We start from the raw sequence: 25,299 nt of genomic DNA, 5'->3' as shown, positions 1-25,299 counted from the left end.
GGTAGACGCCGCCGGGCGGCACGGACGTCAGCCGGACGAGGTGATCACGCGTACTCCCGGCGAAGTACGGCCGCCCCTCCGCTCACTCCCCGTCCGCCAGGGCATTCACCTCGGCGGTGAAGAGCGTCTCCGGATCGAAGCCCATGCCCGTGAAGTGGCCGGCGAGTTCCAGGGAGAGGACCCCGTGCAGCCGGGTCCAGAACGCCAGGGCCCGGCGCAGCACGGACGGTGGGGCGGGGTGGTCGCCCGCCCAGCCGTGATGGTCCGCGAGGTGACTCTCGAGCGCGTCGGGAGACGCGGCCCGGGGCTGTTCGGCCGCGCAGACGTCCAGCAGGGCCGCCATGATCTCCCGGGCGGTCGCGGTGGTGTCGTCCGGCGCCCGGTAGCCGGGGACCGGTGTGCCGTAGACGAGGAAATAGCGCTGGGGATCCTCCAGCGCCCAGCGGCGCATCGCCCGGGCCAGGCCGGACAGCCCCGAGCCCGCGTCCGCCGCGGCACGGAAGGTGTCCGCGAGGCTGCGGTAGGCGTCTCGGACCAGCTCGGTGATCAGGTCGTCCCGGCCGTCGAAGTACCGGTAGAGCGCAGGGCCGCTCATGCCCAGCTCCTTGGCAATGGCGTTGAGGGACAGCCCCGACGCGCCCGAGGTGGCGATCTGCTCCCAGGCCTTCGACTTGATCTCCGCCCGCACCTGGCTCCGGTATCGCTCCCGGGGATTCGCCGCACCTGCCGCCATCGCCTTCGCCCTCCTCGCCCTTTTGTTTCAACCTATCACTACAGGGAGAGGCCGTAACGAAACCGACGGCGAAGCCTTGACACCAGGACTAGGAGAAGTCATTTTAGTTATAGCTTCTAACTCAAGCGAAGCACTCTAGCCATGAGTGCTGCACGAGCCACCCCTCTCCGACCCGGAGGTCGTCATGGAAAGCCAGAAACTCGTCGAGGTCGTCCTGCCGGGCACGGTCGAGCCGGAGGACTTGGTGCTCCGGCACCGGGACGTCCCGCTGCCCGGGGCCGGGCAGATCGTGGTGCGGGTGGAGGCCACCGGCGTGTCCTTCGCCGAGCAGCAGATGCGCCGCGGCCGCTACTACGACCAGCCGCCGTTCCCGTTCGTGCCCGGCTACGACCTGGTCGGCACGGTTCTCACGACCGGCACCGGCGTGACACCGAGCCTCGTCGGCAAGCGGGTGGCGGCGCTGGTCAAGGTCGGCGGCTGGACGAGCCATGTGGTGCTCGACGCCGCCGACGCCGTCGAGGTGCCCGCCGGGATCGGGGCGGCGGAGGCGGAGACACTGGTGGTCAACGGGATCACGGCGTGGCAGATGCTGCATCGCAAGGCCCGGGTGCGCAGCGGCGGAACGGTCCTGGTGCACGGCGCCAACGGTGGTGTCGGCACAGTCCTGGTCCAGCTCGCGCGTGCGGCCGGCCTGAAGGTGATCGGCACGGCGTCCGCGCGCCACCACGAGGCCCTGCGCGAACTGGGTGTCACCCCCGTCGACTACCGCACCGAGAACGTCCCGGCCCGGGTCCGGGAACTCGCGCCCGACGGGGTCGACGCCGTCTTCGACCACCTCGGCGGGCGCAGCGTCACCGACTCCTGGCGGCTGCTCGGCCCCGGCGGGACCCTCGTCGCCTACGGCAGCGCCACCACCCGGGACGACTCGGGCTCGAAGCAGTGGCCCGTTCTGAAGATCCTCGGCCGGGTGTGGTGGTGGAACGCGCTGCCCAACGGCCGCCGCGCCTGCTTCTTCAACGTCTGGGCGGGTCGCGCCGTGAACAAGGACCGCTTCCGGAGTCGGCTGCGCGCCGACCTCACCCAGGTGTTCCACGCCCTGGAACGCGGCGAGGTCACCGCACGGATCGCCGCCCGGCTGCCGCTCACCGAGGTCGCGGAGGCGATGCGGTTGGCGGAGTCCGGCACGGTGACCGGGAAGGTCGTCCTGATTCCCGGTGCATAGCCAGGAGCCGGGCCCGGCCTGCGGGCGTCACGGGCCGACCAGCCCCACGCCCCGGGCGAGCCGGGCCGCCGCATGCCGGAAGAAGGCGTCCCGGTCCTCCACCACTCGGTGGAACTGCCCGAACAGCTCGAATCCGACCAGCCCGAACAGCTGGGACCAGGCCGCGACCAGCGCCACGGCCGCCTCGGGGGGCAGGTCGGGCGCGAGGTCCGCCGCCATGCGCTCGGCCTCGGGACGCAGCTCGGCGGGCAGCGGGAGGTCGACGAGGCCGGGCCCCTGGAGGGCGTCGCGGACGATGCCGATGAGGAGCAGGCCGACGCGCGAGGCCGCCGGGACGGTGGCCTCGGGGGCGGAATAGCCGGGTACCGGCGATCCGTAGATCAGGGCGTACTCGTGCGGATGGGCGAGGGCCCACGCCCGCACCGCCTCGCACACGGCCGTCCAGCGCCGCACATGATCCGCGCCCGCGGCCGCTGCATGGGCCGCCTCGGCCGCCTCGCCGAGGGAGTCGTAGGCATCGATGATCAGGGCGGTGAGCAGCTCGTCACGGCTCGGGAAGTAGCGGTAGAGCGCCGAGGAGACCATGCCCAGTTCGCGGGCGACGGCCCGCAGCGAGAGCTTGGCCGCGCCTTCCTTCCCCAGTTGTCTGCGCGCCTCTTCCTTGATGGCTGCCGTGACTTCCGTCCTGGCCCGCGCCCGGGCGCCCTGTGCGGTGCTCATGCGAGCAGTGTGCCATGAACAGAGAGCGGCGCACACAAAAGAGAGCACCGCTCTTGCTCTGGAGCGCCTGTTTCCCCCACACTGAAGTCGAGCGAGAGCACCGCTCTCCCAAACCGTGGGGGTCACCATGTCGACACACGTCAAGAAGCCGGGCTGGTTCACCGTGAACGTCTTCAACCGGGCAGTCAGCTGGCTCACCCGGCGCGGCGTCAGTGTCTGGGGTTCCCGGGTCCTCGCGGTGCGCGGTCGCAAGAGCGGACAGTGGCGCACCACTCCGGTGAACCTGCTGACGGTGGACGGACAGCAGTACCTGCTCGCACCCCGGGGGCATGTCCAGTGGACCCACAACATGCGGGCGGCCGGCGGCGGCGAGCTGCGGCTCGGCAAGAACGTGGACGTCTTCAGCGCCACCGAGATCGCCGACGACGACAAGGTCCCGCTGCTGCGCGCCTACCTCAGGCGCTGGAAGGCGGAGGTCGGTGTCTTCTTCGACAGCGTCGGCCCCGACTCCCCGGACGAGGACCTGCGCCGCATCGCCCCCGACCACCCCGTCTTCCACATCACGGTCATGAACTGACCGGATCCTCCGCCGGGCTGCAGCCCGGCCCCCGGACCGTGCCGTCCCCCACCTGCGCGGTCCGCGCAGCCCCGTCCGGGCCGGGCCGGTCAGGAACCGGCCGGCTCCTCGAGCGGGACCGCCTGCTCCCGGTCCAGCGCGGTCAGGGCGCGCTGGGCGATCGGGTGGGCGCGGACCATCTCGCCCAGGGAGGTCGAGCCCTGGGTGATGTCCCGGAAGGCCCTCCATGCGGGACGGAAGCCGGTGAGGGCCGCGTGGAAGAGGCCGGGACGCTTCTCGAACACGGCGAGCATCCGCTTGCCGACGCTCATCTCGACGCCGAGCCCGGCCTTGATCGCGAACGCGTAGTTCAGGGCCTGGCGGCGGGTGTCCACCGCGTCGTGCGCCTCGGCGATGCGCACGGCCCACTCCCCCGCGAGCCGGCCCGAGCGGAGCGCGAAGGAGATGCCCTCGCGGGTCCACGGCTCCAGCAGCCCGGCCGCGTCACCGCAGACCAGCACCCGGCCCCGGGACAGCGGCGAGTCGTCTGCGCGGCAGCGGGTCAGATGCCCGGAGGAGATGGCCGGCTCGAAGCCGGACAGGCCGAGACGGGCAACGAAGTCCTCCAAGTACCGCTTGGTGGCGGCGCCTTCACCGCGCGCGGAGATCACGCCGACCGTCAGGGTGTCGCCCTTGGGGAACACCCAGCCGTAACTGCCCGGCATCGGGCCCCAGTCGATGAGCACCCGTCCCCTCCAGTCCTCGGCGACCGACTCCGGGACCGGGATCTCCGCCTCCAGGCCGAGGTCCACCTGGTCCAGCTTCACCCCGACGTGCGCCCCTATGCGGCTGGCGCTGCCGTCGGCGCCGACGACCGCGCGGGCCAGCACCGTCTCGCCGCCCTGCAGGACGACGGCGACCGTGCGCCGGTCGGGGACCGCCGAGCCGTGCTGTTCGACCCGCTGCACCGTGACGCCCGTACGCAGCTCGGCGCCCGCCTTCTGCGCGTGCTCCACCAGCTGCTGATCGAACTCGGGCCGGTTGATCAGCCCGAACAGCGTCTGCTTGGAGCGGCGGGTGCGGGTGAAGCGGCCGTTGTTCGAGAAGGTGACCGCGTGCACCCGGTCGCGGAGGGGCAGCTCGAAGCCGGGCGGCAGCGCGTCGCGCGAGGGGCCGATGATGCCGCCGCCGCAGGTCTTGTACCGCGGCAGTTCGGCCTTCTCCAGCACGAGCACGCGGCGTCCCGCGACCGCCGCCGCGTAGGCGGCCGAAGCCCCCGCGGGTCCCGCGCCCACCACGACGACGTCCCACACCCGCTCCACGCCGTCCGCCGAAGAGTTCTCGCCGCTCACGTTGGTCTACCGCTCCGATCAAGCCGCTGCCGTAGTGTCCCTCGCATCCTACGGCGGCCGTCGTCGCAGGCCACTGTGGGAGTATCGGGCACATACCCTGTTCAAACCGTTCAACGTCGCACCCACGAGGAGCGTGCCCATGTCGTCGAATCCGGTCGCCGAGACCGTCGCCTCGCTCATGCCCCGGGCCAAGGCGGAGCTGGCCGAACTGGTCGCCTTCAAGTCGGTGGCCGACTTCACGCAGTTCCCGAAGAGCGAGAGCGAGGCCGCGGCGAACTGGGTCGCCGACGCGCTGCGTGCCGAGGGATTCGTCGACGTGGCCCTGCTCGACACCCCGGACGGCACGCAGTCGGTCTACGGCTACCTACCGGGCCCGGAGGGCGCTAAAACGGTTCTTCTCTACGCGCACTACGACGTGCAGCCGCCGCTGGACGAGGCGGGCTGGACCACCCCGCCGTTCGAGCTGACCGAGCGCGACGGCCGCTGGTACGGCCGCGGGGCCGCCGACTGCAAGGGCGGCGTGATCATGCACCTGCTCGCGCTGCGCGCCCTGAAGGCGAACGGCGGCGTTCCGGTGAACATCAAGGTGATCGCCGAGGGCTCCGAGGAGCAGGGCACGGGCGGCCTGGAGCGGTACGCCGAGGAGCACCCGGAGCTGCTGGAGGCCGACACCATCGTGATCGGCGACGCGGGCAACTTCCGCGTCGGCCTGCCGACGGTGACCACCACGCTGCGCGGTATGACCCTGGTCCGGGTGCGGATCGACACCCTCGCGGGCAACCTGCACTCCGGCCAGTTCGGCGGCGCCGCCCCGGACGCGCTCGCCGCGATGATCCGCGTGCTGGACTCGCTGCGCGCCGAGGACGGCTCCACGACGGTCGACGGTCTTGACGCCACCGGGACGTGGGACGGCCTGGAGTACACCGAGGGGCAGTTCCGCGCGGACGCCAAGGTGCTCGACGGGGTCGAACTGATCGGCAACGGCTCGGTCGCCGACCGCCTCTGGGCCCGTCCGGCCGTCACCGTCCTCGGCATCGACTGCCCGCCGGTCGTCGGCGCCACCCCGTCCGTGCACTCCAGCGCCCGCGCGCTGATCAGCCTGCGGGTGCCGCCGGGCGTGGACGCCACGGAGGCGACCAAGCTGCTCCAGGCGCACATCCAGGCACACACCCCCTGGGGCGCCCGGGTCACCACGGAGCAGATCGGCCAGGGCCAGGCCTTCCGCGCCGACGCCTCCAGCCCGGCGTACCAGGCGATGGCCGACGCGATGGCGGTCGCCTACCCGGGCGAGACCATGCAGTACGCCGGCGAGGGCGGCTCCATCCCGCTGTGCAACACCCTGGCCGGCCTGTACCCGCAGGCGGAGATCCTGCTCATCGGCCTCAGCGAGCCGGAGGCGCAGATCCACGCGGTCAACGAGAGCGTGCACCCGCAGGAGCTGGAGCGGCTGTCGGTCGCCGAGGCGCTCTTCCTGCGCAACTACGCGGCGGACTGAGCCCTTCTGCCTCCGGCAGAGCGCCCTCGCCCACGGGCGGGGGCGCCGCCTACCGTCGGCGCATGGACGTCATCGAACTGCTCCCCCGGCTGCACCTCCTGCGTTTCCCCGTCGGTCAGGCCTATCTCTGGCGCGACGCCGAGGAGTTGACGTTGATCGACGCGGGCACGATCGGCGCCGGCCGTGCGATCGCCGAGGCGGTCGAGGAACTGGGGCACGCACCCGGGGACGTACGGCGGATCGTGCTGACCCACTTCCACGAGGACCACGTGGGCGGGGCGGGCGAGTTCGCCGCGCTGAGCGGTGCCGAGGTGCTGGCACACCACCTGGACGCGCCGTTCGTCCGGGGTGAACTCCCCGGCCCGTCCCCGCGGTTCGAGGACTGGGAGCTGCCGATCCACGCGGCGGTGGCCGAGCATCTCCCCGACGGTAGGCCGGTGCCGCCCGCCGCGGTCACCGGCGTGTCGGACGGCGATGTGCTGGACTTCGGCGGGGGCGCCCGGGTGATCCACGTGCCGGGGCACACCGACGGCAGCATCGCGCTGTTCCTGCCCGAGCATGGCGTGCTGTTCACCGGGGACACGGTGGCGGCCTCGCCGCTCGACGGATCGGTGATGCCGGGGGTGTTCAACCTCGATCGACCCCAACTCCTGGCATCCCTGCGCCGGTTGGCCGAGCTGGAGGCGGAGGTGGCGTGCTTCGGGCACGGGGACGCGGTGCTGACCGGCGCCGCGACGGCCCTGCGCGAGGTGGCGGCCACCGCCTGATCACCGGGCGCACCCGCTGCCGCCCGGCGCCGGCCGCCCGCCGACGTGGGGGCCCGGGCCCCGGCGCGGGAGAGCGGGTGACCGTCGCACGGCGCCTGTCCCGTCGCGTGGTCCTGCGGCGGTCCCGGCCGTCGCGGCGACCGGCTCAGCCGACCGGCACCCCGGCCTCCAGATACAGCGCGGTCCCGCGCTCACGGGCCCGCAGGGCCCAGCGCAGCCGCTCATAGCGCACCGGCGGCAGCATCCCGGCGGCCTCCTGCTCGCTGGCGAAGCGCCAGCCGCGCAGCTCCGGGCCCGGCAGCAGCACCCGGGACGCCTCACCGGACTCCAGCCGGCCGCCGTCGAACAGCAGCCGCAGCCCCCCGAAGCCGGGCGGCACCGGCCGTTCCCAGTCCACGACGAGCAGCCGGGGCACCTCCCGCAGCCGGATCCCCGTCTCCTCGGCGACCTCGCGCATCCCGGCACGGGCCGGTGCCTCGCCGCGCTCCACCACGCCACCGGGGAACTCCCAGCCGGGCTTGTAGGTGGGGTCCACGAGCAGGACCCGGTCGTGCTCGTCGAAGAGCAGCACCCCGGCGGCGAGGGTCTCGGCGGTCGGCTCGGGGGTCTGCACGATGTCACAGGGCGATACGGCACCGCTGCCGACGGCGTCGGCGATGCGGACCGCGGTCGCGTACGGCGTGAGGGCGCTGGTGTCCACGAGGTGGGCGTCGGCGGTGAGCCAGGAGGCGAGGGCGGCGCGGTAGGGCTCGATGTGGTCGTAGGCCCACTGTTGCTGCCGTATCTCGCCGTCGGGCAGGTCCGGCGGGATCTGCCGCCCGGCTATCCGCTGCCGCAGGATCGTTTCAGCCGGGGCGAGCAGCAGATGGTGCACGGTGATCCTGCGGGCGGCGAGGCCGCCGAAGATCTCGTCGCGGTACTCCTGGCGGAGCAGGGTCATCGGCACCACGAGGGTCCCACCGAGCTCGGCGAGCATCGCGGCCGCCGTGTCGACCACGAGCCGGCGCCAGATCGGCAGGTCCTGGAAGTCACCGACCTCGGCGAGGCGCTTGGCCGGCAGGAGGTGCGTGAGCCCCGCGCCGATGACCTCGGGGTCGAAGAGCGTGCTGTTCGGGATCAGCTCGATCAGCTCCCGTGCGGTGGTGGTCTTCCCCGCACCGAACGCGCCGTTGATCCAGACGACGGTCACGGACTCCCCCCTCTTGTGTTGGCCCCCTGAGGCTTGCCCGCTCCACCCTGCCACGGAAACCCCGCCCCGGTTAGGGCGCCGGAACGGGAATGCCGGTGCCCCCTTCGGCGGGGACACCGGCACGCGCGCCGTGAACCGTCGGGCCTACCGCTGACCGTGGGGCTGGTCGTCGATGGAGAGGCTGTCCAGGGTGACCGGGTGACCGGCCGAGCTGAGTGTGTCCGGGACGTTGAGGGCGTTGAGACCGTTGAGGCCGTTGAGGGAGCCCTTGTCCGCCGCGTGGGAGGGGGTGACGGCGGCCACGACGAATCCGGTGGCCAGGGAGGCGATGGCGAGCATGCTGCGCTTCTTCATGCGCTGATCAACTGCGGACGGGGCCAGGAGTCACGCGGATACCCGCGAGCGGACGACTGGAGGTGGCGTCCCGGCGGGAGGGGCGGGGTACCGGCCCGGCGGACAGGACGGGTTACCGGCTCAGCGAGCACGCGGGCCACCGGCCCAACGGACACGACGGATTACCGGCCCAGCAAGCACGCGGGCCACCGGCCCAACGGACACGACGGGCTACCGGCCCAGCAAGCACGCGGGCCACCGGCCCAACGGACACGACGGGCTACCGGCCCAGCAAGCACGCGGATACCGGCCTGATGGGAACGGCGGGTCGACTTCCGGGCGGGAGGGCTGGGCTACCGTCCCGGCCGCGGGCCGGGCTACCTTGCCGATGCGCGGGCAGGATTACCTCCCGGACGCGAGGGCCGGGCTATCGTCCGGACACGAGGGCCGGGCTACTTTCCCAATGCGAGGGTCGGGCTACCTTCCAGACACGAGGACCGGGCCACCTTCCGGGTGGGAGGCGTAGGGAGGAGTCCGACGGGCGCACGTCCTCGTCTAGGCGCTGGGCGACGCCGCGGCGGTGTGCAATATGCCGGCCGCCACGTTCGGCGCGGTCGGCACGCTCCCGGCCGAAGCCACCACCGGCTGTGGCCTGCGAGTGCCGCGCGCCTCAGTGTCCCGGTACCACGAGTTCGTCACCTGCCTGCCGCGCCGCGGACACGCCCGCGGTGGGCACCGGCGGCTCGCGGACCGGCTCGACCACCACCTGCCCGGCCGGCCGGGAACGACCGCCGAGCGGGACCGGGTCGGGCGGGCAGTCGCCCATCACCGCGATCCGGCACGGCGGTTCGCGGCGCCGTGAGAGGCTGGCCCGGCCGAAATCCGTTGGTCCGCCGATGGGCGAGGCCGGTATCGTCCGACGTCCCGACCTGCCCTCCGGCGCGGCAGGCGCCGACCGGAGACACGCCATCATGACCAGCGCGGCCCTGACGACGACCCTCTGGCGCCCCACGGGCCCCAAGGAGCTGGAGCTGGTGCGCGCGCTCGACTGGCGGGCCTGGCCGCCCCGGCTCCCGGAGCAGCCGATCTTCTACCCGGTCCTCAACGAGGACTACGCGATCCGCATCGCCCGGGACTGGAACGTCAAGCACGACGGCGCCGGCTTCGTGACCCGGTTCGAGGTCGAAACGGAGTTCCTCGCCCGGTATCCGGTCCGGCAGGCCGGCGGCCGGACGATCCTGGAACTGTGGGTTCCGGCAGAGGAGTTGGACGAGTTCAACGCCCACATCGTGGGACGGATCGAGCTCGTGCGGGAGTTCCGGTGAACGGGCTCCCGGTCTTCCGCGCCGCAGTCGTCCGCTCGGGCGACCGGCTCGTACGGGCCGCGGCCGGCCTGTCCGACACGGGACTGCGTGCCCCGTCGGGGCTGCCGGGGTGGACTCGGGGCCATGTGCTCGCCCACGTCGCCCACAGCGTCGACGCCTACGTCTGGCTGCTGCGGCTCGCGCACGCCGGGCGCCCACCGGGCCCCCGCACGGACGCGGCGACCCTGGCCGCCGCGGTCGAGCGGGACGCGGCGCTGTCCGCCGAGCGCCTGGCGTCCCGACTGCGCGAGAGCCTCGACCGATTCGCGGCACAGGCGCACGCGCTGCCCGCCCCCGCCTGGGACCGTCTGGTCCCCGCGCTGGCCGGCTGGCGGCACCCGGCCTGGTACCTCCTGCTGCGCTGCCTGCGGGAGCTGGAGACGCATCACTTCGACCTGGGCGTGGGCCACGGCACGGGGCAGTGGCCCGACGGCTATGTCTCCTGGGCGCTGGACGACACCCTCACCACGCTGCGCGCCCAGGGCTTTCCGGTCGCCTCGGTGGAGGCCGTGGATCTCGGCCGGCGCTGGTCCGTGGCGTCGGAGGGCCCCTCGGTCGCCGGGGCCGGGCACGAGGTGCTCGGCTGGCTCAGCGGACGAACTCCGGCCGCCGTGCTGACGACCGACGGTCCCGTCCCTGTCCTGCCCGCCCCGCCCGCCTGGCCGCAGCCTCCGCTGCCCGGCTGGGGCCGCGTCGACGACGAGGCGTGAGCCCCGGAAAGCGAACACATCCGAACGCCCGACAGCTGCCATCGAGTCAAACTCTCCTGCTGTCACCACGTCTGACGGCATATCGAACCGTCAGGTCGCACCTCTTCCAACACAGTCCGACACGTCCTACCGTAAACGCGCACAGCTGACACATACATGACGCCCAGGCGCCGCCCTGTCGTCAGCCACCTTTCGCGAGTCGGAGGAACGTCAACGATGCGTAACCCTCACACCCGCACGACCCGCCGCACCCGCACAACCCTGCGAAGAGCCGTCGGAGCAGCCACCGCAGGCCTGCTGTGCGCGGCGGGCCTCGCCGCCCCCGCCCTGGCCGCCGCCCCCGCCCAAGAGCCCGTTGCTCCCGCACAGGAGCCCGCCGCTCCCGCCCTGGCCGACGGACTGGCCCTCACCCCGCCCATGGGCTTCAACAACTGGAACTCCACGCACTGCCGCGCGGACTTCAACGAGACCATGGTCAAGGGCATCGCCGATCTCTTCGTGGCGAAGGGCCTGAAGGACGCCGGCTACAGGTACGTCAACCTGGACGACTGCTGGGCGCTGCCGCAGCGCGACGCCGACGGCAAGCTGGTGCCCGACCCGGCCCGCTTCCCGAACGGCATCAAGGCCGTCGCCGACTACGTCCACTCCAAGGGGCTCAAACTCGGCATCTACACCAGCGCCGGCACCAAGACCTGCAACAGCGCGGGTTTCCCGGGCGCACTCGGCCACGAGTACAGCGACGCCCAGCAGTTCGCCGACTGGGGCGTGGACTACCTGAAGTACGACAACTGCAACAACCAGGGCGTCGACGCCAGGCAGCGGTACACCACCATGCGGGACGCCCTCAAGGCGACCGGGCGGCCCATCGTCTACAGCATCTGCGAATGGGGCCAGAACAAGCCCTGGGAATGGGCGGCGGACGTCGGTCATCTGTGGCGCACCACGGGCGACATCAGTGACAACTGGGGCTCGATGCTGTCGATCCTGAAGCAGAACCTGCCACTCGCGCCGTACGCGGGACCCGGCCACTGGAACGACCCGGACATGCTGGAGGTCGGCAACGGCGGCATGACGGACACCGAGTACCGCTCGCACTTCTCCCTCTGGTCGGTCATGGCCGCGCCGCTGCTGATCGGCACCGACCTGCGCAAGGCCTCCCAGGCGACCTTCGACATCCTGGACGACAAGGAGGTCATCGCCGTCGACCAGGACCCGCTGGGCAAGCAGGGCACGGTCGTTACGTCGGCGGGCGGACGCTGGGTGATCGCCAAGGAGATGAAGGACGGCAGCCGCGCGGTGGCCCTGTTCAACGAGTCCGGTACCGCGCAGCGTATCGCCACCTCCGCGTCCGCCGTCGGCCTGCCCGACGCCACCGCGTACACCCAGCGGGACCTGTGGCAGCACAAGAGCTACAACACCGCCGGCACCATCGCCGCCACCGTGCCCGCCCACGGCACGGTCCTGCTGCGCGTCTCGGCCGACCCGCGCTGGGCCGCACACCCGCCCGCCGCCGAACTGGGCCTGGACGGCAGCCCGTTGCTGGAGGCGGGCAGGCCGGCCACGCTGACCAGCACCGTCACCGACCTCGGCCGCACCCCCGCACGCCAGGTGTCCGTGGCACTGACCGCCCCCGACGGGTGGACCGTACGGCCCTCGTCTGCGACCACGGCCACCGCACTCGCCACCGGCGGAACCCTGCGCACCGGCTGGACCGTCACCGCGCCGGCCGGGACACCCACGGGTTCCTACGGCCTCACGCTCCAGACGCGCTACCTCTCGCCGACCGGGCAACGCGTCACCAGCGCACTCCCGCTGACCGCGTCCGTCGTCGTCCGGCCGCCCGCCGGGACGTCGTACCTCAGCGACCTGTCCTGGCTGTCGGCGACCAGCGGCTGGGGGCCGGTGGAACGCGACACCAGCAACGGCGAGAGCGCCGGGGGCGACGGCCACCCGATCACCATCGGCGGCACCGTGTACACCAAGGGCCTCGGAGTCCACGCCCCGAGCGACGTCTCCTTCTACACCGGCAAGGCCTGCAGCAAGGTCACCGCGGACGTCGGCGTCGACGACGAGAAGGGCACGAAGGGCACCGTCACCTTCGAGATCTGGGCCGACGGCACGAAGGTCGCCTCGACCGGCGTGCTGACCAACGCGATGCCCGCCCAGCACCTCACCGCCGACATCACCGGCGCCCAGGCGTTCCGCCTGGTCGTCACCGACGCGGGAGACGGCAACGACTCGGACCATGCGGACTGGGCGGATGCGCAAGTGAGTTGCTGAGGATGCCCACCCGTCGGGGCGGTTGAGACCGTACGCGACTGCGGGTGGGTCCGGGCTTGGGCGCCCCCACGCGGCGGAGCCGCATGTCGATACAGCCCCGCGCCCTTCAGACCCCCGCCGTCGCGTCCGGCCGCCGGGCCAGCGCGGCTGCCGCCGCGCCGACCAGCCCCGCGTCCGTACCCATCTGCGCGGGCACGACCCGCAGACGCTGGACGAAGGACAGCGTGGCGTAGTCGGTGAGTGCCTTGCGCAGGGGGGTGAAGAGGATGTCGCCCGCCTTGCCGACGCCGCCGCCGATCACGGCGATGTCGATCTCGACGAGGGTCGCGGTGGCCGCGATGCCGGCGGCCAGGGCCTGTGCCGCGCGCTCGAAGGAAGCCACGGCGACCGGGTCGCCCTCGCGGGCGGCGGCGGCCACGGCGGCGGCTGAGGTGTCGCCGTCGGGGCCGGGCCGCCAGCCCCGGTCCAGGGCGCGGCGGGCGATGTTCGGTCCGCTCGCGATCCGCTCCACACAGCCGCGCGAGCCGCACGGACAGGGGTCGCCGTCGAGGTCGACGCTGATGTGACCGATGTGCCCGGCGTTGCCGGTCGGCCCGGGGTGCAGCCGGCCGTTCAGGACCAGGCCGCCCCCGACTCCGGTCGACACGACCATGCACAGCGCGTTGTCGTGGCCCCGCGCGGCCCCCTGCCAGTGCTCGGCCGCCGTGATCGCGACGCCGTCGCCGATCAGCTCGACCGGGAGTCCGCCGGTGGTCGCCCGCACCCGCTCGACCAGCGGGAAGTCACGCCAGCCCGGCACGTTCACCGGACTGACCGTGCCCGCAGAGGCGTCCACCGGGCCGGCGCTGCCGATGCCGACGGCACCGGCGCGTTCCCACAGCGGCGATCCGGCGAGGTCGTCGAGCACCTCCGCGACGGCCCGCATGACCGTTTCGCCGTCCTGCTGGGCGGGCGTGCCGCGCTGGGCCCGCGCCAGGATCCGTCCGTCGCCGTCCACCAGCGCGCCGGCGATCTTGGTGCCGCCGATGTCCAGGGCCGCCACGAGGTCGGTGTGCATCAGAGTCAGATCTCCCCGTTGAAGCTTGAGAACCAAAGACACGCAGGCCGGTCACACGGTGGGGCGCAGGCCGACAGACAGTGGTGGACAGTGTCTCGCGCATCTGACAACGTTGTCCAGGCTCTATGCTCGACGCCACATCCTCATACAAGCTACTGATCGGCGCATCACCGGGGTGCACCACCTCCTGCACACCGGCGCACCACCTGGCACGCACCGGTTCCGTGGCCGAGAGGGACGACAAGACGGACGACAGGACAGGACACCGCATCGTGCCCGAGACCACCCGCCGCACAGACAGCCTTTCCGGCACCCGTTACGGCAACCGCCCGACCATGAAGGACGTGGCGGCGCGGGCCGGGGTCGGCCTGAAGACGGTCTCCCGGGTGGTCAACGGCGAGCCCGGCGTCACCCCGGACACCGAGCGCCGGGTGCAGGAGGCGATCGACGCGCTGGGCTTCCGCCGCAACGACAGCGCCCGGGTGCTGCGCAAGGGCCGTACGGCGAGCATCGGGCTGGTCCTGGAGGACCTCGCAGACCCCTTCTACGGCCCGCTCAGCCGCGCCGTCGAGGAGGTGGCCCGGGCCCACGGCGCCCTGCTGATCAACGGCTCCAGCGCCGAGGACCCGGAGCGGGAGCAGGAGCTGGCGCTGGCCCTGTGCGCACGGCGGGTGGACGGTCTGGTGATCATCCCGGCCGGGGACGACCACCGCTATCTCGAACCGGAGATCAGGGCGGGCGTGGCGACCGTGTTCGTGGACCGTCCGGCCGGGCGCATCGACGCCGACGTGGTCCTCTCCGACAACTACGGCGGTGCCCGAGACGGCGTCGCCCATCTCATCGCGCACGGGCACCGCCGGATCGGCTTCATCGGCGACATGCCGCGCATCCACACCGCCGCCGAGCGGCTGCGCGGCTACCGGGCGGCCATGGAGGACGCGGGGATACCGGTCGAGGACGCCTGGATGTCCCTCGGGCAGACGAACCCGGAGCGGGTGCGCCGGGCGGCCGAGGAGATGCTCTCCGGTCCCGAGCCGGTCACCGCGATCTTCGCGGGCAACAACCGGGTGACGGTCACCGTGATCCGGGTGCTGGCCGAGCAGTCCCGCCGGGTCGCCCTCGTCGGTTTCGACGACATCGAGCTGGCCGATCTGCTCCAGCCGGGCGTCACGGTCGTCGCCCAGGACTCGGCCGCCCTCGGCCGTACCGCCGCCGAGCGCCTGTTCCGTCAGCTGGACGGCGGGCTCGTCGCACCGGAGCGCATCGAGTTGCCCACCCGGCTGATCACGCGCGGCTCGGGCGAGCTCCCGCCGGCCGACTGAGCCGCCCGTGACCGGCCGCACCCTGGCGGAGCTCGGCCTCGCCGACGCTCCCCGCGACCATCCGCTGACCTATCCCGGCGCCTGGCCCGGCGACTCCGGCCTGCTGCACGGCGACCGGATGTTCCCGCTGGAGCGCCTGGTGTACGACGACCGAGTGCCGGTGCTCGCCGTCGGCTCCAATGCCTGTCCGGGTCAACTGCGCCACAAGATGGCCGAGTTCGGGATCGACTCGCCCGTGCCGATGGTGCGGTCGCGGGTGTCCGGGCTCGAGGTGGGCATCTCGGCGCACGTCAGCCGCCTGGGCTATGTCTCCGCGTCTCCGGTCAAGTCACCGCGGGCGTTACGGGAGTTGTTCGTCATCTGGCTGGACCGGCGCCAGCTGGAGGTGATCGACGCCAGCGAGCCCCACTTCCGGCGGGGCTGGCTGCCCGCGCCCCAGGTGCGGATCGAGCTGCCGGACGGTTGCGCGCTCACCGGAGCGTACGCCTACGTCAACCGGCACGGCGTGCTGCACGACGGCACCGGCGCACCCCGCCGCCATCCCGGCGACCAGCGCGCCCTGCTCGGCGAACTCCTCGTCCGATCGACTCCGTTGCGCGCGCTGTTCGGGGTCACGCCGGAGGAGTTCTGCGCGCGGGCACGCCGTGACCCCGAACTCTGCGCGCGGGGCACTCGGCTGTTCGCCGAGCAGAAGTGGGTGACGGAGTCGGGTTGCGAGCCGTACGCCGACGGTCGGCAGGCGGGGAGCCCGGGCACCGGTTCGTCGTTGTTCCCGCCCTTGACGTAGACGTCGCTGACGTGGACGCGGTGTTGCCACCGCCGCCCCGTTCCTCTGTCGTGCTTGGTCGCGTCCGCCTGGTCGATGCGTGGCGTCCGGCGTACGGGGCGGCGGTACCGGGCCACTCCCCCGGCCGGGGGCTGTGACCGGGCCGCGACCTCTACTTCGCGGAGGCGGTCAGGTCGCCGCGCCGGGGAGCGGCGAAGCCCTCCAGGTCGGCGCGGGTCAGGCGGGCGAGGCGGGCGACCTCGGCGATGTCGAGGGCGCCGCAGTCCAGGCCGCGCAGCAGATAGCCGCTGAGGGCCTTGGCGGTGGCGGGCTCGTCCATGACGTCGCCGCCGGCCCGGTTGGCGTAGCGGGCGAGGCGGGCCGCGGCCTGCTCGAAGCCCTCGCGGTAGAAGGCGAAGACGGCGGCGTACCGGGTCGGGATGTGGCCGGGGTGCATGTCCCAGCCCTGGTAGTAGGCGCGGGCCAGGGCGCGGCGGGTGAGGCCGTAGTGCAGGCGCCAGGCGTCGTGCACCTTCGCGGTGGGGCCGACGGGCAGGACGTTGGTGGAGCCGTCGGAGACGCGCACCCCGGTGCCCGCGGCCGCGACCTGCATGACTGCCTTGGCGTGGTCGGCGGCCGGGTGGTCGCTGGCCTGGTAGGCGGCGGAGACTCCCAGGCAGGCGCTGTAGTCGAAGGTGCCGTAGTGCAGCCCGGTGGCGCGCCCCTCGGCGGCCTGGATCATCCGGGCGACGGTGGCGGTGCCGTCGGTGGCGAGGATGGACTGGCTGGTCTCGATCTGGATCTCGAAGCCGAGCCGGCCGGCGTCCAGGCCGTGCACCTTCTCGAAGGCGTCCAGCAGGCGCGCGAACGCGGTGACCTGCTCCGGGTAGGTCACCTTGGGCAGGGTGAGCACCAGGCCCTCGGGCAGGCCGCCGGACTCGGTGAGGCCGGTCAGGAAGACGTCGAGGGTTCGGATGCCCCGGTCGCGTACGGGGGCCTCCATGCACTTCATGCGGATGCCCATGTACGGCGCCGCCGTGCCGTTCGCGTACGCCTCCGCGATCAGGCGGGCCGCGCGGGCAGCCGCCCGGTCCTCCTCGGCGTCGGGGCGGGGGCCGTAGCCGTCCTCGAAGTCGACGCGCAGGTCTTCGATCGGCTCGCGTTCCAGCTTGGCGCGGACGCGGGAGTAGACGGGCTCGGCGAGCTCGTCGGACAGGCCGAGGACCGCGGCGAAGGAAGCCACGTCGGGGGCATGTTCGTCGAGGGCGGCGAGGGCCTGGTCGCCCCAGGAGCGGATGGTGTCGGCGGCGAAGGCGTCACCGGGGACGTAGACGGTGTGGACGGGCTGCCGGGTGCCGGGGTCCCCGGGGTAGCGGCGCTCCAGCTCCGCGTCGACCGGCGCGAGGGAGGCGCTGATCTCCTCGCTCACGGCGCCCGCGAGGCTCGTCGCCACCTTCTCCTGCTGACCCATCCCACACCCTCCAATTTTCCGCTGTACGGAATCAACAATCCGTAGAATGAAGTTATCCGGGTGGTTCTCGCTGGTCAACACCCCGTCCGGAGCGTGGTCGGCGCCCGGCGGATCGTCACCAGGATGCACCGAGGCCCCGGTGACCGCGCGGGTCGCCGGGGCCTCGGGTGTGCCGGGTGAGGCTCAGCCCTTGCGGGCCTTGATCTCCTCGGTCAGCTGCGGGACGACGTCGAAGAGGTCGCCGACGACGCCGTAGTCGACCAGCTCGAAGATCGGGGCCTCCGCGTCCTTGTTGACGGCCACGATCGTCTTGGAGGTCTGCATACCGGCACGGTGCTGGATCGCGCCGGAGATGCCGTTGGCGATGTACAGCTGCGGCGAGACCGACTTACCGGTCTGGCCGACCTGGTTGGTGTGCGGGTACCAGCCGGCGTCGACGGCGGCACGGGAGGCACCGACGGCCGCGCCGAGGGAGTCGGCCAGCGCCTCGATGATCGAGAAGTTCTCGGCACCGTTGACGCCACGGCCACCGGAGACGACGATCGCGGCCTCGGTCAGCTCCGGACGGCCCGTCGACTCACGCGGCGTACGCGCGGTGACCTTCGTGCCCGTCGCCTTGTCCGAGAAGGACACGGACAGGGCCTCGACGCTGCCTGCGGCCGGGGCGGCCTCGACGGCGGCCGAGTTCGGCTTGACCGTGATGACCGGGGTGCCCTTGATGACACGGGACTTGGTGGTGAAGGACGCGGCGAACACCGACTGGGTGGCCACCGGGCCCTCGTCGCCGGCCTCGAGGTCGACGGCGTCGGTGATGATGCCGGAGCCGATGCGCAGGGCCAGGCGGGCGGCGATCTCCTTGCCCTCGGCGGAGGAGGGGACCAGCACGGCGGCCGGGGAGACGGCCTCGTAGGCGGCCTGCAGGGCGTCCACCTTCGGCACCACCAGGTACTCGCCGTACTCGGAGGCGTCGTGGGTGAGGACCTTCACCGCGCCGTGCTCGGCGAGCGTGGCGGCGGTGTCGGCGGCGCCGTTGCCCAGCGCGACGGCGACGGGCTCGCCGATGCGGCGGGCCAGGGTCAGCAGCTCCAGGGTGGGCTTGCGGACGGCACCGTCCACGTGGTCGACGTAGACGAGGACTTCAGCCATGGGATTGCTCTCCTGCGTAACGAAGTTGAGGGGCGGTCAGCGGGGGCGAGCCCTTAGATGAACTTCTGGCTCGCGAGGAACTCAGCGAGCTGCTTGCCGCCCTCGCCCTCGTCCTTGACGATGGTGCCGGCCGTACGGGCCGGGCGCTCGTTCGCGGCCTCGACCTTGGTGAAGGCGCCGTCCAGGCCGACCTCCTCGGCCTCGATGTCCAGGTCGGACAGGTCCCAGGACTCCACCGGCTTCTTCTTGGCCGCCATGATGCCCTTGAAGGACGGGTAGCGCGCCTCGCCCGACTGGTCGGTCACGGAGATGACGGCCGGGAGCGAGGCCTGAAGCTGCTCGGACGCGGCGTCGCCGTCGCGACGGCCCTTGACCGTGCCGTCCTCGACGGAGACCTCGGAGAGCAGGGTGACCTGCGGGACGCCCAGGCGCTCGGCGACCAGCGCGGGGACGACGCCCATGGTGCCGTCGGTGGAGGCCATGCCGGAGACGACCAGGTCGAAGCCGGCCTTCTCGATCGCCTTGGCCAGGACCAGGGAGGTGCCGATGGCGTCGGTGCCGTGCAGGTCGTCGTCCTCGACGTGGATGGCCTTGTCGGCACCCATGGACAGGGCCTTGCGGAGCGCGTCCTTGGCGTCCTCGGGGCCGATGGTCAGGACGGTGACCTCGGCGTCGTCCGCGTTCTCCGCGATCTGGAGAGCCTGCTCGACCGCGTACTCGTCCAGCTCGGAGAGCAGACCGTCGACGTCGTCGCGGTCGACGGTCAGGTCATCGGCGAAGTGCCGGTCGCCAGTGGCGTCGGGCACGTACTTCACAGTGACAACGATCCTCAAGCTCACGCCGGCTCTCCTACTGCATCGTCATTTCCGGGCTGCCTCTTGCAGGCAGCATAGGCGCCTCAAGCGGCCGATCCCGGTCGGGGCGTCCGCGCGCTCCGACCGAAATATTACTCGTCAGTACACCCAGTTCCTGCCCGCTAAGCAAGCGCTTTGAACTGTGACCTTCGCAACGCAGCGTAACCGGAACTCGACGACTCCGCAGGAGAGGCGTGCGTGATCAATCCCGCAGGCCGTTGAAGCGGCCCTGGTGGTAAAGAAGGGGGCGGCCGGCGCCCGTGGGGTCACCCAGGACGACCTCGGCGAGCACGAGCCGGTGATCACCGGCCGCGACGCGCTCGACGATCCGGCAGACCAGCCAGGCGAGCACGCCGTCGAGCACCGGTACGCCTTCCGGGCCCTCGCGCCAGGCCGTCGGCGCGCCGAAGCGGTCGGCGCCGCTGCGCGCGAAGGTGGCGGCCAGCTCGCTCTGGTGCTCGGCGAGTATGTGGACGCCGACGTGGTCCGTCTCGGCTATCGCCGGCCAGCTGGAGGCGCCCGTGCCGATGCCGAAGGACACGAGCGGGGGCTCGGCGGAGACCGAGGTGAGCGAGGTGGCGGTGAAGCCGACCGGGCCGGAGGCGCCACGCGCGGTGATCACCGCCACACCGGCGGCGTGCCGGCGGAAGGCGGAGCGCAACAGGTCGGGAGAGGCGAGCTGAACAGTGCCGAGGTCGGGCGAGGCCGTCATGGAGTTGTCCTTCTGCTGGAGGTCGCGAGCTGGGCCGTCGGGTCTCAACAGCCCGGACAGATGGCGCTCGCGGTGCGGGAGAGGTCGACGTGGACCCGCCCGTGGAGAAGGAGTTCGGTCGGCATACGGTCAGGCTGACGATAGTTGGTGCGCCCAGTCAAGCACGGTCCGGGATACGGAAGACACCGACCCGTCTCCTGAGGCCCCCTCACACGGCCTCGCCCAGTGCCGCGATGACGTCGGCCTTGCGGGGCTGTCCCGTGGCACGCCGCACGACGCGTCCGCCGGCGTCGAGCACCAGCACGGTGGGCGTCTTGAGAATCCCGAGTTCGCGTACGAGGTCCAGGCGGGCCTCGGCGTCGATCTCGACGTGGGCCACCCCGGGGACCATTGCGGCGACCTCGCCGAGGACCCGGCGGGTGGCCCGGCAGGGCGCGCAGAAGGCGCTGGAGAACTGGACCAGCGTGGCGCGCTCGCCGAGGTCGCCGCCCAGCTCGGCGGCTCCCAGCCGCTTGCCCTCGTCCCGCCCGCGCACCCGTACTCTCCCGCCCCGCCGCTTGTGCAGCACCCCGGCGGCGCTCGCCACGACGAGCACCGCCACGCACACCATCACTCCGGTCATCATCCGCCCAAGCATTCACGAGACTGAAAAGATTCCCGCCTCCCGCGCGAGTTTCCGTTGCGGAATGCTGGGTTCATGGACATCGACGTGAGGGGGCCGCGCTTCGGGGCGGCCGTGACGACGGCCGTTCTGGCCGCGGCACTCAGCCTGGAGAACGCCTGGGTACTGGGCTGGCAGACGCTGGCGTTCGCGCTGGGAGCGGCCGCGGGGGTGCAGCACTCGCCGTACGGCTGGGCCTTCCGCACGGCCGTACGGCCGCGGCTCGGGCCGCCGAAGGAGTTCGAGGCGCCGGAACCGCCGCGCTTCGCGCAGGCCGTGGGCCTGGTGTTCGCGGGGCTCGGTCTCGTCGGGTTCACCGTGGGACCGCAGTGGCTCGGTCTCGCCGCGACCGGCGCGGCCCTCGCCGCCGCGTTCCTGAACGCGGCGTTCGGTTACTGCCTGGGGTGCGAGATGTTCCTGCTTCTGAAGAGGGCCACCGTACGGGCGGAGTAAAGGGTACTCAAAAATCCGAGGTGGGATGTAGGCCGACGTGACGAGAATCTCGCCGCCACCGGGCACCAGGGCTGGCTACCCGTCCGTTCTTCGGGCACGATCTGCGAGACGCCGTAAACCTACGGCTGCGTAACTTACCCGCCGGGAGCCCCCTTTCCCGAGCAGAGCAGAAAGGGTCCGTCCCGCCCATGGCAGAGCTGGTCTACCGTCCCGTCGTCGGATTCGCCAAGACGTTGTTCAAGGTCTGGGACCTGAAGATCGACTGCCAGGGGTCGGAGAACATCCCGCGCTCGGGCGGCGCCGTGCTGGTGAGCAATCACATCAGCTATCTGGACTTCGTCTTCAACGGTCTGGCGGCCCTGCCGCAGAAGCGCCTGGTGCGCTTCATGGCGAAGGAGTCCGTCTTCCGCCACAGGATCTCCGGTCCGCTCATGCGCGGCATGAAGCACATCCCGGTGGACCGCAACCAGGGCGAGGCGGCCTACGCGCACGCGCTGGACTCGCTGCGCTCGGGTGAGGTCGTCGGGGTCTTCCCGGAGGCCACCATCTCCCAGTCGTTCACGCTGAAGAGCTTCAAGTCCGGTGCGGCCCGGCTCGCCCAGGACGCCGGCGTCCCGCTGGTCCCGATGGCGGTGTGGGGCACCCAGCGGCTGTGGACCAAGGGCCACCCCCGCAACTTCAAGCGCAACCACCTGCCCGTCACCATCCGGGTCGGCGAGGCGGTCGAGGCACCCCGCGACCAGTACGCCGGCGCCATAACCCGCCGGCTGCGCGAGCGCGTCCAGGACCTGCTGGACGCCGCCCAGCGCGCCTACCCGGGCCGCCCCAAGGGCCCCGAGGACTCCTGGTGGCTGCCCGCGCACCTGGGGGGTACGGCACCGACGGTGGAGCAGCTGCGGGCGACCGACGCGCAGTGACCTGCGGTGCCATGACCTGCAGCGCCTTGGCCGGGTGGGGGCTTGGGGGCTTCAGGGGGATCGTTCGGCCGCGCACCGGTGAGGGCTGGGCGCGCCCGCGCGGCGGAGCCGCATAACCGACACGGCCCCGCGCTCCCGGGGAACTGCAGAGCCGTCGTTTTCACGGATACCCGGCAGTCAGCGGCGGCGGCGCTTGTCGATAGGGTTCGCGATCGTGACGGGGGAGCCGGGAGGCTCTCGTGTGCCGACCGCTGTACGGGGGCTCGACGATGCGGCGCTGGTGGAAGGTGACGTTGGCGGCTGCGGCCGTGCTGGCTCTGGCCGGCTGGGTCAGCGCGCCCTATGTGAAGGACTGGTGGCTGGTGCGCACCGCCTGCGACGGCGCGCTCCCCTCCGGACCGCTGCACCAACTCGCGGCCGGTGGCGGCCACTTCACCAAGGCTGACGCGTCGGCGCATCCCCGGCTGGGCGACTACGGGTGCAGCCTGAGCTTCGAGGGACACGGCGCGTCCACGCTGGTGGTGCGGATGACCGCCTACACCGGGCGGGACGACCAGGACGCCCAGTTCCTCTTCGACTTCCCGGAGCAGGGCTTCTCGCCCATGCACCCCATGCCGCAGGGTCTGCCCGGTTACGTCGACAAGTTCGGCGACCTCCAGTTCCTGCTGCGCTGTCCGGGTCTCGGCAAGGACGCGGCGGGCAGACCGCGCAGGATGCTGGTGAGCGCCGACATCGGCTACGCCACCGCCCGCACGAGCCACGCCGTGTACGAGATGGTCGTACCCCTCGTCAACTCCGCGTCGCGGCACCTGGGTTGCGGCGCCAGGCCGCTGGCGGTACCCAAGGGCGACGCGGCGCCGCCGGATCCCGACAAGGGACGGGAGTCGGTCCCGGTCACCGAGGCGGCGGCCACCGGCTGCGGATGGGTGGCTCGCGCACGGCTCCCCCAGGCCGCCAAGTGGCGGGTGGAGCCGCTGACGAACGACACGGCACCGGCCGTGCGGTGCGACCTGGAAAGGGCCGCTTCGCCGGACTCGGAGGAGTATCTGTACCTCTCCGCCTGGTACGGCGACTGGAGCAACCGAGTGGTCTCGGACGGCGGGGTGCGCAGCGCCCTGACGGCGACCGCCCGCTGTGACGGCGAGGCGGCCAACTTCGCGGTCAGCGCGTAGCACAGGATCCCTGGCATCGGTACGGCGGAGAAGCGCAGGCTGCTGAAGGCCTTCGCCGAGGACCAGGTAGAGCGGCGCGGCTGCACGGGGCTGCGCACGACAGGGTGACGCCCCTTCCCGGCACGGGCGCCGTCACATCGACCCGTACCGGTACGTCGCCAGGTACCCGTCGTCGAGGACCTGCCGGATGACCGACACCCGCGCGGCCGGCACCCCGCGGGCCTTCGCCCAGGCGTCCACCGTCAGGAACATCTGACGGCGCCCGTCCATGAGATCGCCCGGCACGGCCCCGCTCGCCGGCCGACGGGCGATGCCGCTCATCGGGGGCCGGCCGGTCACCTGCCGTGGGGCCGCCCGGTAGGCGCCGCGCGTGTGCCGCCGCACGGACGCGTCGAAGGAGTCGAGGTCGGCGATGCGGCCGTCCCGGGCGCCGTTCGCCCGGGCGTACATGAGGGCGCCGATGCGTCTGGCCATGTCGTTGAGGTCCCTGTCGGGGCCGTGTGTGAGGGGCGTCTTCTCCTCCCCCGGCTCCTTCTCGGGGTGGTAGTCCGGGTCCGTGCCCTGCGGGGTGAGACGCTCCAGGTAGTGGGCGAGGTAGGCCCGTTCGGCGTCGTAGAGGATCGCGAACGCCTCCGGGTCCCCGGCCACTTTCTCGAAGAGCCGTGCCGGGTCGGCGGTCAGCGTGCCGGTGTGGTCGAAGCCGAACTGCGGGTGTGCCTCGCCGGGCGCGAGGAACCGGCCGAAGCGGGACCAGCCGGCCTGGTCGGGGGCGGCCTCGGCGCCGGAGGCCGCCGGGGTGTCGGCATCGGGGTCGAGGAAGCTGAACGCGGTGGTGTCGGCGACGTAACCGGCGAGCACGCGGGCCACGCCGGGCTCGGCACCGGACGGAACATCGGCGTCCTGGTAGATCGCACTGACCGCGTGGACGACGCGGGACTGGGCCGCGGTGTGCAGCTTGCCGGGGACGGGGGAGCCGGTGGCGGCGTCCACCACCTGCCCCAGCACCCGGCCGCCGTCGCCGCACAGCCTGCCGGTGGGCAGGAGTCCCGCCGCGGCGTCGTAGCGGGACATGTCGTCCCGGGGGTCGAGGGTGCGGGTCGCCGCCGCCGGGTCCCTCGCCAACGCGCGCGTGGCGGCGGGCAGTTCCTTGCACGAGTCGTCCCACACGCCGAGCGCGAGCGGCACCGCGACGGCACCCGCGGCGAGGGCCGCCGCCACGGATGAGGCGAGCACCTTGTGCTTGCGCAGCCGAGCGAACCGGCCACCTACGCCGGCGCCGCCGTGGTCGTCCGCCGAACCGTGCTCCGTGCCGTTGACGTCGCCTTCTGCTGCTCCCCCGTTGCTCATGGCGGGGAGATTAGCGAGTGCGATCGCGACGGCGCCGGGCGGGGGTGCCCCCTGCCCTCAGAGTGCGTCGGGCAGCGTCTTCCACAGGTAGGGCCGGTCCGGGGCCGCCTTCAGGGCGTCGAGGACGACCGGGTGCGGTTCGGCATACAGGACCGGATAGTCCAGCTCACCGGCCGCGGGGTCGGGGATCCAGGCCAGCCGCTCCCCGTCCAGGGAGAACCGGGCGTCCACGCCGGGTTTGTTGCCGCGCGGGTCCTGCCGGTGCCAGGCGCCGTGGAAGCGGACGGCGACCAGTCCGTGCACGGCGTGGCCGCCCTGGTCGTCGGTCAGCCGCTGGTAGCAGAGAGCCGTCGGGACGTCCTCGGCGCGCAGCAGGGCGGCCAGGGCGTGGGCTTTGGCGTAGCAGATGCCGGTGCCCAGAGCGAGCACGTCCGAGGCGCGCCAGGTGACGCGCAGGTCGCCGGAGTCCTGGGAGTGCGGGATGGTGTCCCGGACGAATTCATAGGCGGCCCGCGCATAGGCATACGAGTCGGCGGCCCCGGCGGCCAGTCTTGCGGCCGTCTCCCGGACCACGGGATGGTGATGGTCGACGACCTCGTCCGCAGCCAAGTAGGCGGACAGGTCAGGCGTGTTCTGGATCAGCTCCATGCCCGCAGAGCATAGGAATGCGGCCACTCGCCAGTCAATGACTTTTCGAGTG

Annotated in this window: 27 protein-coding genes; 13 read left to right on the top strand and 14 right to left on the bottom strand. The window is 72.3% G+C overall.

Features of this window, described 5'->3' with window-relative positions; all coding sequences use genetic code 11:
- Window positions 1-82: 82 nt before the first annotated feature.
- Window positions 83-733: a TetR/AcrR family transcriptional regulator gene (locus LMU33_RS04025; RefSeq protein WP_228617400.1), complete on the bottom strand. Its 651-nt coding sequence runs from the start codon at window positions 731-733 to the stop codon at window positions 83-85.
- Window positions 734-917: 184 nt separating this feature from the next.
- Here LMU33_RS04025 and LMU33_RS04020 point away from each other — a divergent pair, with 184 nt between their 5' ends.
- Entirely contained in the window at window positions 918-1,955 is a 1,038-nt protein-coding gene (locus LMU33_RS04020) for a medium chain dehydrogenase/reductase family protein (protein ID WP_228617399.1), read from the top strand.
- Window positions 1,956-1,982: 27 nt separating this feature from the next.
- On the opposite strand, the gene LMU33_RS04015 is transcribed toward LMU33_RS04020, so the two are convergent.
- Window positions 1,983-2,675, bottom strand: coding sequence for a TetR/AcrR family transcriptional regulator (locus LMU33_RS04015; RefSeq protein WP_228617397.1), 693 nt, complete (start codon window positions 2,673-2,675; stop codon window positions 1,983-1,985).
- Between the two features lie 127 nt (window positions 2,676-2,802).
- Here LMU33_RS04015 and LMU33_RS04010 point away from each other — a divergent pair, with 127 nt between their 5' ends.
- Window positions 2,803-3,252: a nitroreductase family deazaflavin-dependent oxidoreductase gene (locus tag LMU33_RS04010; protein ID WP_228617395.1), complete on the top strand. Its 450-nt coding sequence runs from the start codon at window positions 2,803-2,805 to the stop codon at window positions 3,250-3,252.
- An 89-nt stretch (window positions 3,253-3,341) separates the two neighbouring features.
- Here LMU33_RS04010 and LMU33_RS04005 read toward each other — a convergent pair whose 3' ends face one another.
- Window positions 3,342-4,583 (bottom strand): geranylgeranyl reductase family protein, encoded by a 1,242-nt coding sequence (locus LMU33_RS04005; protein ID WP_228617394.1) that lies wholly within the window; start codon window positions 4,581-4,583, stop codon window positions 3,342-3,344.
- Window positions 4,584-4,722: 139 nt separating this feature from the next.
- On the opposite strand from LMU33_RS04005, the gene LMU33_RS04000 reads away from it, so the two are divergent.
- Together LMU33_RS04000 and LMU33_RS03995 are read left to right on the top strand one after the other, a co-directional pair.
- Window positions 4,723-6,078 (top strand): dipeptidase, encoded by a 1,356-nt coding sequence (locus tag LMU33_RS04000; RefSeq protein ID WP_228617392.1) that lies wholly within the window; start codon window positions 4,723-4,725, stop codon window positions 6,076-6,078.
- Window positions 6,079-6,140: 62 nt separating this feature from the next.
- Complete coding sequence (locus tag LMU33_RS03995) at window positions 6,141-6,845, top strand: MBL fold metallo-hydrolase (RefSeq protein WP_228617391.1); 705 nt, start codon at window positions 6,141-6,143, stop codon at window positions 6,843-6,845.
- A 145-nt stretch (window positions 6,846-6,990) separates the two neighbouring features.
- Here LMU33_RS03995 and LMU33_RS03990 read toward each other — a convergent pair whose 3' ends face one another.
- Both LMU33_RS03990 and LMU33_RS03985 read right to left on the bottom strand, forming a co-directional pair.
- Window positions 6,991-8,034: an NUDIX hydrolase gene (locus LMU33_RS03990; protein WP_228617389.1), complete on the bottom strand. Its 1,044-nt coding sequence runs from the start codon at window positions 8,032-8,034 to the stop codon at window positions 6,991-6,993.
- A gap of 144 nt (window positions 8,035-8,178) precedes the next feature.
- Entirely contained in the window at window positions 8,179-8,388 is a 210-nt protein-coding gene (locus LMU33_RS03985) for a hypothetical protein (RefSeq protein WP_228617388.1), read from the bottom strand.
- A gap of 568 nt (window positions 8,389-8,956) precedes the next feature.
- Between LMU33_RS03985 and LMU33_RS03980 the strand changes: the two genes are divergently transcribed.
- The 4 genes from LMU33_RS03980 (at window position 8,957) to LMU33_RS03965 (ending at window position 12,721) form a co-directional block, all read left to right on the top strand.
- Entirely contained in the window at window positions 8,957-9,229 is a 273-nt protein-coding gene (locus tag LMU33_RS03980; protein WP_228617386.1) for a hypothetical protein, read from the top strand.
- A 109-nt stretch (window positions 9,230-9,338) separates the two neighbouring features.
- Window positions 9,339-9,692: a hypothetical protein gene (locus tag LMU33_RS03975; protein ID WP_228617384.1), complete on the top strand. Its 354-nt coding sequence runs from the start codon at window positions 9,339-9,341 to the stop codon at window positions 9,690-9,692.
- Window positions 9,689-10,441 carry a maleylpyruvate isomerase family mycothiol-dependent enzyme gene (locus tag LMU33_RS03970; RefSeq protein ID WP_228617383.1) on the top strand — a complete coding sequence of 251 codons (753 nt, stop codon included), beginning with the start codon at window positions 9,689-9,691 and terminating at the stop codon, window positions 10,439-10,441. Before LMU33_RS03975 ends, LMU33_RS03970 begins: the two co-directional genes overlap by 4 nt.
- Before the next feature lie 216 nt (window positions 10,442-10,657).
- Window positions 10,658-12,721 carry an NPCBM/NEW2 domain-containing protein gene (locus tag LMU33_RS03965; RefSeq protein WP_228617381.1) on the top strand — a complete coding sequence of 688 codons (2,064 nt, stop codon included), beginning with the start codon at window positions 10,658-10,660 and terminating at the stop codon, window positions 12,719-12,721.
- A 106-nt stretch (window positions 12,722-12,827) separates the two neighbouring features.
- Here LMU33_RS03965 and LMU33_RS03960 read toward each other — a convergent pair whose 3' ends face one another.
- Complete coding sequence (locus tag LMU33_RS03960) at window positions 12,828-13,778, bottom strand: ROK family protein (protein WP_228617379.1); 951 nt, start codon at window positions 13,776-13,778, stop codon at window positions 12,828-12,830.
- 272 nt (window positions 13,779-14,050) lie between these two features.
- Between LMU33_RS03960 and LMU33_RS03955 the strand changes: the two genes are divergently transcribed.
- Together LMU33_RS03955 and LMU33_RS03950 are read left to right on the top strand one after the other, a co-directional pair.
- On the top strand, window positions 14,051-15,100 hold the full coding sequence (locus tag LMU33_RS03955; protein ID WP_228617630.1) for a LacI family DNA-binding transcriptional regulator: 1,050 nt from the start codon (window positions 14,051-14,053) through the stop codon (window positions 15,098-15,100).
- Between the two features lie 7 nt (window positions 15,101-15,107).
- Entirely contained in the window at window positions 15,108-15,887 is a 780-nt protein-coding gene (locus LMU33_RS03950) for a hypothetical protein (RefSeq protein WP_228617378.1), read from the top strand.
- Window positions 15,888-16,038: 151 nt separating this feature from the next.
- On the opposite strand, the gene LMU33_RS03945 is transcribed toward LMU33_RS03950, so the two are convergent.
- The 6 genes from LMU33_RS03945 to LMU33_RS03925 all read right to left on the bottom strand — a co-directional run bounded on the left by LMU33_RS03945 (window position 16,039) and on the right by LMU33_RS03925 (window position 20,671).
- Entirely contained in the window at window positions 16,039-17,337 is a 1,299-nt protein-coding gene (locus tag LMU33_RS03945) for a DUF6986 family protein (protein WP_228617376.1), read from the bottom strand.
- Window positions 17,338-17,520: 183 nt separating this feature from the next.
- The gene (locus tag LMU33_RS03940) at window positions 17,521-18,483 is read right to left on the bottom strand and encodes an electron transfer flavoprotein subunit alpha/FixB family protein (RefSeq protein ID WP_228617374.1); all 963 of its coding nucleotides are present in this window, start codon (window positions 18,481-18,483) and stop codon (window positions 17,521-17,523) included.
- A gap of 53 nt (window positions 18,484-18,536) precedes the next feature.
- On the bottom strand, window positions 18,537-19,322 hold the full coding sequence (locus LMU33_RS03935) for an electron transfer flavoprotein subunit beta/FixA family protein (protein WP_228617373.1): 786 nt from the start codon (window positions 19,320-19,322) through the stop codon (window positions 18,537-18,539).
- Window positions 19,323-19,539: 217 nt separating this feature from the next.
- A complete protein-coding gene (locus LMU33_RS03930) occupies window positions 19,540-20,049 on the bottom strand; it encodes a flavin reductase family protein (RefSeq protein ID WP_228617371.1) in 510 nt (169 codons plus the stop codon).
- Between the two features lie 44 nt (window positions 20,050-20,093).
- On the bottom strand, window positions 20,094-20,174 hold the full coding sequence (locus LMU33_RS41890) for a putative leader peptide (RefSeq protein WP_365732241.1): 81 nt from the start codon (window positions 20,172-20,174) through the stop codon (window positions 20,094-20,096).
- A gap of 83 nt (window positions 20,175-20,257) precedes the next feature.
- Window positions 20,258-20,671 (bottom strand): TlpA family protein disulfide reductase, encoded by a 414-nt coding sequence (locus LMU33_RS03925; protein ID WP_228617629.1) that lies wholly within the window; start codon window positions 20,669-20,671, stop codon window positions 20,258-20,260.
- 75 nt (window positions 20,672-20,746) lie between these two features.
- Here LMU33_RS03925 and LMU33_RS03920 point away from each other — a divergent pair, with 75 nt between their 5' ends.
- The 3 genes from LMU33_RS03920 to LMU33_RS03910 all read left to right on the top strand — a co-directional run bounded on the left by LMU33_RS03920 (window position 20,747) and on the right by LMU33_RS03910 (window position 23,252).
- Complete coding sequence (locus LMU33_RS03920; RefSeq protein ID WP_228617370.1) at window positions 20,747-21,163, top strand: DUF4395 domain-containing protein; 417 nt, start codon at window positions 20,747-20,749, stop codon at window positions 21,161-21,163.
- Between the two features lie 188 nt (window positions 21,164-21,351).
- A complete protein-coding gene (locus LMU33_RS03915) occupies window positions 21,352-22,080 on the top strand; it encodes a lysophospholipid acyltransferase family protein (protein ID WP_228617368.1) in 729 nt (242 codons plus the stop codon).
- A 239-nt stretch (window positions 22,081-22,319) separates the two neighbouring features.
- Window positions 22,320-23,252, top strand: a complete 933-nt coding sequence (locus LMU33_RS03910; RefSeq protein WP_228617367.1) for a hypothetical protein — start codon at window positions 22,320-22,322, stop codon at window positions 23,250-23,252.
- A 132-nt stretch (window positions 23,253-23,384) separates the two neighbouring features.
- On the opposite strand, the gene LMU33_RS03905 is transcribed toward LMU33_RS03910, so the two are convergent.
- Together LMU33_RS03905 and LMU33_RS03900 are read right to left on the bottom strand one after the other, a co-directional pair.
- Window positions 23,385-24,599 (bottom strand): hypothetical protein, encoded by a 1,215-nt coding sequence (locus tag LMU33_RS03905; protein WP_228617365.1) that lies wholly within the window; start codon window positions 24,597-24,599, stop codon window positions 23,385-23,387.
- Window positions 24,600-24,656: 57 nt separating this feature from the next.
- Window positions 24,657-25,247 carry a transglutaminase domain-containing protein gene (locus LMU33_RS03900; protein WP_228617363.1) on the bottom strand — a complete coding sequence of 197 codons (591 nt, stop codon included), beginning with the start codon at window positions 25,245-25,247 and terminating at the stop codon, window positions 24,657-24,659.
- Window positions 25,248-25,299 lie beyond the last annotated feature (52 nt).

Source organism: Streptomyces barringtoniae (assembly GCF_020819595.1).
In the GTDB taxonomy this organism is placed as follows: Bacteria; Actinomycetota; Actinomycetes; order Streptomycetales; family Streptomycetaceae; genus Streptomyces; species Streptomyces barringtoniae.
Note: the sequence above shows the minus strand (reverse complement) of the source record. Positions and strands in the feature narration are given on the sequence as shown.

What these genes read in the sequence shown, in the direction of transcription:
- LMU33_RS03960 (WP_228617379.1), bottom strand. Translation starts at nt 13,778, where the DNA reads ATGCACACCGACCTCGTGGCGGCCCTGGACATCGGCGGCACCAAGATC.
- LMU33_RS03980 (WP_228617386.1), top strand. Translation starts at nt 8,957, where the DNA reads ATGCCGGCCGCCACGTTCGGCGCGGTCGGCACGCTCCCGGCCGAAGCC.
- LMU33_RS03975 (WP_228617384.1), top strand. Translation starts at nt 9,339, where the DNA reads ATGACCAGCGCGGCCCTGACGACGACCCTCTGGCGCCCCACGGGCCCC.
- LMU33_RS04025 (WP_228617400.1), bottom strand. Translation starts at nt 733, where the DNA reads ATGGCGGCAGGTGCGGCGAATCCCCGGGAGCGATACCGGAGCCAGGTG.
- LMU33_RS03915 (WP_228617368.1), top strand. Translation starts at nt 21,352, where the DNA reads ATGGCAGAGCTGGTCTACCGTCCCGTCGTCGGATTCGCCAAGACGTTG.
- LMU33_RS03900 (WP_228617363.1), bottom strand. Translation starts at nt 25,247, where the DNA reads ATGGAGCTGATCCAGAACACGCCTGACCTGTCCGCCTACTTGGCTGCG.
- LMU33_RS03905 (WP_228617365.1), bottom strand. Translation starts at nt 24,599, where the DNA reads ATGAGCAACGGGGGAGCAGCAGAAGGCGACGTCAACGGCACGGAGCAC.
- LMU33_RS03985 (WP_228617388.1), bottom strand. Translation starts at nt 8,388, where the DNA reads ATGAAGAAGCGCAGCATGCTCGCCATCGCCTCCCTGGCCACCGGATTC.
- LMU33_RS03925 (WP_228617629.1), bottom strand. Translation starts at nt 20,671, where the DNA reads ATGACCGGAGTGATGGTGTGCGTGGCGGTGCTCGTCGTGGCGAGCGCC.
- LMU33_RS04010 (WP_228617395.1), top strand. Translation starts at nt 2,803, where the DNA reads ATGTCGACACACGTCAAGAAGCCGGGCTGGTTCACCGTGAACGTCTTC.
- LMU33_RS41890 (WP_365732241.1), bottom strand. Translation starts at nt 20,174, where the DNA reads ATGCCGACCGAACTCCTTCTCCACGGGCGGGTCCACGTCGACCTCTCC.
- LMU33_RS03940 (WP_228617374.1), bottom strand. Translation starts at nt 18,483, where the DNA reads ATGGCTGAAGTCCTCGTCTACGTCGACCACGTGGACGGTGCCGTCCGC.
- LMU33_RS03930 (WP_228617371.1), bottom strand. Translation starts at nt 20,049, where the DNA reads ATGACGGCCTCGCCCGACCTCGGCACTGTTCAGCTCGCCTCTCCCGAC.
- LMU33_RS03995 (WP_228617391.1), top strand. Translation starts at nt 6,141, where the DNA reads ATGGACGTCATCGAACTGCTCCCCCGGCTGCACCTCCTGCGTTTCCCC.
- LMU33_RS04020 (WP_228617399.1), top strand. Translation starts at nt 918, where the DNA reads ATGGAAAGCCAGAAACTCGTCGAGGTCGTCCTGCCGGGCACGGTCGAG.
- LMU33_RS04000 (WP_228617392.1), top strand. Translation starts at nt 4,723, where the DNA reads ATGTCGTCGAATCCGGTCGCCGAGACCGTCGCCTCGCTCATGCCCCGG.
- LMU33_RS03945 (WP_228617376.1), bottom strand. Translation starts at nt 17,337, where the DNA reads ATGGGTCAGCAGGAGAAGGTGGCGACGAGCCTCGCGGGCGCCGTGAGC.
- LMU33_RS03965 (WP_228617381.1), top strand. Translation starts at nt 10,658, where the DNA reads ATGCGTAACCCTCACACCCGCACGACCCGCCGCACCCGCACAACCCTG.
- LMU33_RS03920 (WP_228617370.1), top strand. Translation starts at nt 20,747, where the DNA reads ATGGACATCGACGTGAGGGGGCCGCGCTTCGGGGCGGCCGTGACGACG.
- LMU33_RS04015 (WP_228617397.1), bottom strand. Translation starts at nt 2,675, where the DNA reads ATGAGCACCGCACAGGGCGCCCGGGCGCGGGCCAGGACGGAAGTCACG.